The organism is Glycomyces sp. L485, assembly GCF_022548875.1.
Lineage (GTDB): Bacteria > Actinomycetota > Actinomycetes > Mycobacteriales > Micromonosporaceae > Glycomyces.
Genome location: NZ_JAKZEW010000027.1, coordinates 1 through 4,556, shown reverse-complemented (window position 1 = coordinate 4,556; position 4,556 = coordinate 1). Strand labels below are relative to the sequence as shown.

Below are 4,556 nucleotides of genomic sequence, written 5' to 3'. Positions count from 1 at the left end.
CTCGCGCTGCGCCTCGGTCATCATCGACTTGGCCTCACGGTGCGCCTCGGTCACCAGGGTGTCGGCCTCCCGGCGGGAGTCCTCCAGGTGCTCGTCGGCGGTGCGCTGCGCGACCATGAGGAGACGCAGGGCCTCCTGCTCGCCGCCCTGGCCCATGCCGCCTTCCGACGCGCCCTGCTGCGGCGCGCGCTGCTGCGGGGCCTGCTGCAGCTGCTGCTGAAGCTGCTGGGACTGCTGCTGCGCGGCCGCCATCTGCTGGTGGGTGTCGTGCAGCTCGGCCTCGAGCTCTTGGAGCTGCTGCTCCATGGCGTGCTTCTCCCGCTGCACTCGGTCGAGCGCGGCGGCCATCTCGGCGTGATCGGCGGCCCCGGGGGGAGCACCGGCGCGGAGGCTTTCGATCTGGGCGCGCAGTTCGCCGTTCTCATCGCTGAGGCGAGCGAGTTCACGCTCGACCTCATCGAGGAAACCGTCGACCTCGTCCTCGTCGTATCCGCGCTTTCCGAGCATGGGTTTCTTGAACGTCACGTTGTGAACGTCTGCTGGGGTCAGCGGCATTCGAAACTCCTTCTCAGTTATTCGCCTGGCGACCGGGGCCACTCGACACCATAACCGGGTCTCGCACCACGCCCCGTCGCCGCTACGCGATCGCCCTCCCGATGACGAAGTCCATCAGGATCCACACGATCAAGAGCAGCGCCAGGAACGCCAGATCAATCGATACAGTACCAAGCCTGAGAGGCGGGATCACCTTCCTCAACCCTTTCAGGGGAGGGTCGGTCACGCTGAACACCGTCTCGAGCAGGGCCGCGGCCCTCGGTCCGGGCTGCCATCGACGCGAGAACTGGATGACCACACTGCTCACCAGACGCGCCAGCAGGAACAGGTAGAAGGAGAAGAGCACCAGATAGATCAGCTGAAGAGCGAGGTTCACGGTCAGCAGTATCCCTCAGTCACGACTGGTTGAAGAAGCCGCCCTCGGCGATCTTCGCCTTGTCCTCGGCGGTCACCTGGACATGTGGGGGCGAGAGCAAGAACACGCGGTTCGTCACCCGCTCGAATGAACCCCGGGTGCCGAAGATCAACCCGGCGGCGAAGTCGACGAGCCGCTTGGCGTCCGCCTCCTCCATCTCCGAGAGGTTCATTATCACCGGAGTGCCGTCCCGGTAGCGCTCGCCGATGGTGCGGGCCTCGTTGTAAGTGGTGGGGTGCAGGGTGGTGATGCGGTAGTTCGTCGGGGACTCCTCCTCGGCGGGGACGGAACGCACCGGCGCCGATTCGGCCAAGGCGAGGTTGTCCCGGGTCAGCGGCGTGACCGAGCCAGAGCCGCGATTGAGCTGGCGGACGGTGCCGCCGCGGTCCTCGCGGCCGATCCGGCCGGTCGTGCGCTGGGTCTGGCGGCTGCGGGCCGGCTCTTCGTCAGCGAACTCGTCCTTGTCGTCGTAGGCCGAATAACCGCGGTCCTCCTCGTCTTCGATGAGGCCGAGCCAAACGCCTGCCTTCCGCATCGCGCCCATCGATCGTGCTCCCTCCTCGGGCCGCCCCTGTTGAGTCAGGTACGCGGTCTCATCCTAGCGCCGACTCCCTACACGGATGTGTTTTTGATCCAATAACCGCGGTAGGCGGCGAAAAGATCCAGCATCGATAGTTCAATACCTTACGCCATTGATTCACGTTCGCCGAGCACGTTTCTGCCGAGTCTGACCATTGTGGCTCCCGCGGCGACCGCGGCCGTGAAATCTCCGCTCATGCCCGCCGATACCTCGGAGGCGGCGGGCTCGACGGCGCGAACGGCATCGGAGCACTCCGCAAGCAGCTCAAAGGCCTTGGCCGGCTCCCAGCCGAGCGGCGCGACGCCCATGACGCCGCGCAGGCGCAGGCTGCCGGCGGAGGCGACGCGTTCGGCGAGGGCTGTCAATTCACCGAGAGACACGCCACCGCGTGAGGTGTCACCGTCGAGACTCACTTGGAGCAGCGCGCTCACAGTGCGGCCGTGGGCCGCTGCGGCGCTGTCGAGAGCGTCGACCAGCCGCGCCCGGTCGACCGAGTGGACCCAGTGGGCGTAGCGGGCGACAGATCGAGTCTTGTTGCGCTGCAACTGGCCCACGAAGTGCCAGACCGGCTCCAGTCCGAGCCGCGCCAGTTCGGCGGCCTTCGGAGCCGCCTCCTGGTCGCGGTTCTCCCCTAGGTCGGCCTGGCCTGCCTCGACCAGCGCTGCTGCGTCGGAGGCGGGGAAGGTCTTTGTGACGACGATGAGCCGCACCGATTCCGGTTCGCGGCCCGCCGCCCGGCAGGCCGTCGCAATGGCCTCTCGCGTGCGAGCCAGGTTGGCCCGCAACTGCTCTCGGCGGCCGGCTTCAGGAGCCATTCTTGAGGAAGTCCGGGACGTCCACGTCGTCGAACAAGACCTTGCGCGGCTCGGGGGCCGCGGGCTCGCGCGTCGGCTCGGGTTCGACCTTGGGTTCGGGCCGCTCCGGTTCGGGGATCGGCGTGCCGATCCGGCTCGGCTGCGCGAGTTCGAACTCGGCCTGGTCCTGCTCGAACCCGGCGGCTATGACCGTCACTCGGGCCTCCTCTCCGAGCGCGTCGTCGATGACCGCGCCGAAGATGATGTTCGCATCGGAGTGGGCGCAGTCGGAGACGAGCTCGGCGGCGTCGTTGATCTCGAACAGGCCGAGGTCGGATCCGCCCGCGATGGAGAGCAGGACACCGTGGGCGCCTTCCATACTCTGCTCCAGCAGCGGCGACTCGATCGCGGCTCTGGCCGCCTCGACGGCACGGTTCTCCCCCCGTGCCGAGCCTATGCCCATCAACGCGGATCCTGCGCCGCTCATGACGCTCTTGACGTCGGCGAAGTCGAGGTTGATCAGGCCCGGCGTGGTGATCAGATCGGTTATGCCCTGGACACCGGACAGCAAAACCTGGTCGGCGAGACGGAAGGCGTCCATCATGGAGATTGTGCGGTCGCCGAGGTGGAGCAGGCGGTCGTTCGGGATGACGATGAGGGTGTCGCACTCGTTGCGGAGATCCTCTATTCCCGAGACCGCCTGGGTCTGGCGCCGCTTGCCTTCGAAGGCGAACGGGCGCGTGACGACGCCGATGGTGAGGGCGCCGAGCTTGCGCGCGATGTTGGCGATGACCGGAGCACCGCCAGTGCCGGTGCCGCCGCCCTCTCCACAGGTGACGAACACCATGTCGGCGCCCTTGAGGACTTCCTCGATCTCGTCGCGGTGGTCCTCACACGCCTTCGCGCCGACCTCCGGGTTGGCCCCGGCGCCGAGGCCCCGGGTCAGTTCGCGTCCGACGTCGAGTTTGACGTCGGCGTCGCTCATCAAGAGCGCCTGGGCGTCGGTGTTGATGGCGATGAACTCGACGCCTTTGAGCCCCGCCTCGATCATCCGGTTGACAGCATTGACGCCGCCGCCTCCGACTCCAACGACTTTGATGACGGCGAGGTAGTTGTGCGGTGGTGTCATCGCGGCTGCCTTCCTTCCCTGACCGGCCCCATGTGCGAGAAACGGGACGTGCGAACACTCCCGCTCCCCTAACGCTAACTCACAGTGGGTGCATCTGGTGCGCTGACATCGACATGTTCGTACCCGCTCTCCAACAATCGAGTCGCGACGCGGGACTTCTCGTCGTTCTCCGAGCCGTCCCCCCAGACGAGTATTCGTCCATCTGCGAGGTTGAGGGTGACCGCCGCGGGGGACGGGGTTTCGACCCGTTCGACCTCGTCAGCGAGGTCGCGCGGGAGTGATTGCAGGACTTTGAGGGTCTCGACGGTGGCCAGATCGTCGGGTCCGGGTTCGCGGAGTTCCACGTTCCAAATTGACTCGGGCAATTCGGGGACTTCGTCGAAGACGACGCCTTCGGAATCGACCATGAGGAAAGTCTCCCCGCCCGAGGGCACCGCGAGATACGGGTCGCGCTCGGTGACTTCGATTCGGATGGAGGAGGGCCACGATCGCGAGACTTCGACGGATTTCACCGCCGGCTGCGAGGCGACCTCCGAGGCGATGGCGCCGAGGTCAGCGCGGAGAAGCGACTGATCGAGGTAATCGTCTGCGGCCGAAGCGACCTCGGCCGGGTCGAGGACGCTCGTGCCGGCGACGCGGACGTCCTTGACGGCGAACAGTGGTGCAGCCCATACGATTCCGAAGGCGATCGCGGCGAGGGCGATCACCGCTGCGGTCCACAGCAGAAGTACCCGCCTGGGCATGCGGCGGCGCACCACGTGGACGAGCCGCCACAGGTCTTGATCGGTCTCTTCTGGTCGACCGCGCATCGCTCGATGATGCCATGCGGGGTCCATTCGAGGGTCGCGACACCCGAAGAGGTCTTGCCGTGCGATTCGTTCGTGTGGCTCGCGGCCGAGGCGGTCATCATGCTGTTGGCTTCAGTGGCCAGTGGCGCGTGGGGAGGCCGGAAATGGCTCTTGTCGAGTTGGCGGCAGCGGGCAGGTGGATGGTTGTTGTGCGCCAAGGGCGGCAGCGACGGGGAGGTGGAGGGATGTTCGGGGTGCGCTGCGGGGGTCGGGTGCGTGCTGGGTGGTTTTGGTG

6 protein-coding genes are annotated in these 4,556 nt (G+C 66.7%); all 6 read right to left on the bottom strand.

Annotation, left to right across the window (positions count from 1 at the left end; translation table 11 throughout):
- Positions 1–555 (bottom strand): DivIVA domain-containing protein (locus tag L0U85_RS13695; protein ID WP_241378320.1); only part of this gene is annotated, 555 nt, incomplete at its 3' end.
- Between the two features lie 82 nt (positions 556–637).
- Entirely contained in the window at positions 638–931 is a 294-nt protein-coding gene (locus tag L0U85_RS13690) for a YggT family protein (RefSeq protein ID WP_241378319.1), read from the bottom strand.
- Between the two features lie 19 nt (positions 932–950).
- Positions 951–1,514: a cell division protein SepF gene (gene sepF / locus L0U85_RS20770; RefSeq protein ID WP_277605798.1), complete on the bottom strand. Its 564-nt coding sequence runs from the start codon at positions 1,512–1,514 to the stop codon at positions 951–953.
- A 140-nt stretch (positions 1,515–1,654) separates the two neighbouring features.
- Positions 1,655–2,365, bottom strand: coding sequence for a YggS family pyridoxal phosphate-dependent enzyme (locus tag L0U85_RS13680; RefSeq protein WP_241378318.1), 711 nt, complete (start codon positions 2,363–2,365; stop codon positions 1,655–1,657).
- The gene (ftsZ, locus tag L0U85_RS13675; protein ID WP_241378317.1) at positions 2,355–3,473 is read right to left on the bottom strand and encodes a cell division protein FtsZ; all 1,119 of its coding nucleotides are present in this window, start codon (positions 3,471–3,473) and stop codon (positions 2,355–2,357) included. The genes L0U85_RS13680 and ftsZ overlap by 11 nt, the downstream gene beginning before the upstream one ends.
- A gap of 74 nt (positions 3,474–3,547) precedes the next feature.
- On the bottom strand, positions 3,548–4,282 hold the full coding sequence (locus L0U85_RS13670; protein WP_241378316.1) for an FtsQ-type POTRA domain-containing protein: 735 nt from the start codon (positions 4,280–4,282) through the stop codon (positions 3,548–3,550).
- Positions 4,283–4,556 lie beyond the last annotated feature (274 nt).